The sequence below is a fragment of the uncultured Agitococcus sp. genome (assembly GCF_937920075.1).
GTDB lineage: Bacteria > Pseudomonadota > Gammaproteobacteria > Pseudomonadales > Moraxellaceae > Agitococcus.
In genome coordinates this window covers 1-1,850 of sequence record NZ_CALETI010000123.1, presented here as the reverse complement: position 1 = coordinate 1,850, position 1,850 = coordinate 1, and the positions used below count along the sequence as shown (strand labels likewise).

Below are 1,850 nucleotides of genomic sequence, written 5' to 3'. Positions count from 1 at the left end.
ATAGATAAATCTGACCGCCTAAAGGCGGTGGCTTTAACCCTGAATACGGACTAGTCAAAGTTATCAAGCAAATGCTCAATTTAATACTTATTTATATTTAATTGCTCGGAATGTTCAGATTGATTTGTATCGTAAGTACAAGCTTGAGCATTTATTAGAATCTTTAACTGATAACGAACCAGCCTTGGAAGTTTGTGATTATCAGCCTAACCCCGCAAAACAAGCACAATTAGATCAAGCAACAGAACAAATCAAGCTGTGTTTAGATGTATTACCCAATGAGCAAAAAGATATTTTTTTATTGCGAGAAGAGACTGGTTTATCCTTGCCTGAAATTGCAAGTTTAATTGATTTGCCATTTGAAACAGTGAAAAGCCGTTTACGTTATGCATTAACTAAATTACGGCAATGTTTGGCAGAGTATTATTAACCATAAGTTCTAAGTATAGGGTTTAACCCATTTTTCATTTTCTTGCGTTTATTAACAGTGTATCCTACAACCTAAGCAGAGTGTCAGGCTTAGTGATACCTCTAGACTAGTAAACAAGAGATTTGTACTGCCAAGATTCTGTAGAAAAGGATAGGCATGATATTTAGCAAACGCTAACGGTGAAAGAGATTTATGTTAAAAGGTTTTTATAAAACATTATTGTCTATCAGTTTTGTCGTTTATAGCACCTGTAGCTATGCAGCTGACAAAGTGGCTTTAATTATTGGTAATAGCGAATATAAATCGGTTGCAGACAATTTAAAGAACCCCGTTAATGATGCTAAATCGCTACAAAAAGTATTACAAGCAGCAGGGTATCAAACAAACTTAGTGTTAAATGCTAATTTAGATACCATGTTAAGCAGCTTAGATAAAGCCAAAGAACAGGTTGATGCAGGTGGAACTTTGGTATTTTATTATGCGGGGCATGGTGTTCAAGCAGATAATCAAAACTTCTTAGTACCGACTAATGCTCAATTATCTAATAAAGATAAAGTGTCACGTGAAGCTGTTTCATTACAAGAAATTATTGAAAAACTCCAAACCAGTAGTGCAGCTGCAAAAATTTTAATTATTGATGCATGTCGTAATGATCCATTTCCTAAAACATATCGTTCTGGTACACGAGGTTTAGTGCGTATGCAGCCTCCTGCACGAGGGCTTATGGTGATGTATGCAGCGAGCCCTGGTGAAGTTGCACAAGATGGTAAAGGTCGTAATGGTACTTTTACTGGTGCATTATTAGAAGAGTTAAACCAGCCCAATCAACGTTTAACAGATTTGATGGATAACGTGGTAGATAAAGTCAGAGTTGCCACTGGTGGTCAACAAAATCCTTATTATGAAGGAACAGGTTTATCAAAATTAGTGTTAATTGGTCAAAGCCAAACCAATTTAACACCTATTAACACGGTAACCATGCCATCATCTAGTGGTATTGGTGGTGAGGATATATTTTGGCAATCTATTATTAATTCACAAGATATAGAGGATTTTCAAGAGTATTTAAATCGTTATCCAAATGGTAGTTATGTCTATTTAGCAGAAAAGAAGATTAAGCAATTTAATTTAATGCAGGATAAAAAGCGTGAAGATGAGGCATGGGCTAAGGCACAAGCCAATTTATCCGAGAAGGCATTAGAAGAATTTATGGCACTATTTCCTAATAGTATTTATGTAGCAGAAGCTAGTTCGAAACTAGCTGCTTTAGGTTTAGAAAAACAACAAAAATTAGATGAAAATTTATGGCGAGAGACTAAAAATTCAACCCGTTCACAAGACTTTGATTTTTATATCAAACAATTTCCACAAGGCAAGTATAGTGTTTTGGCTAAAGAAAAATATCAACAATATTTAGCTG

Annotated in this window: 2 protein-coding genes; both read left to right on the top strand. The window is 35.1% G+C overall.

What is annotated here, in order from left to right; all coding sequences use genetic code 11:
- Positions 1 to 43 precede the first annotated feature (43 nt).
- Positions 44 to 430, top strand: coding sequence for a sigma-70 family RNA polymerase sigma factor (locus Q0212_RS04450; protein WP_297922810.1), 387 nt, complete (start codon positions 44 to 46; stop codon positions 428 to 430).
- Positions 431 to 622: 192 nt separating this feature from the next.
- Positions 623 to 1,850, top strand: a 1,228-nt coding sequence (locus Q0212_RS04445; protein WP_297922808.1) for a caspase family protein, incomplete at its 3' end; no start/stop codon positions are given.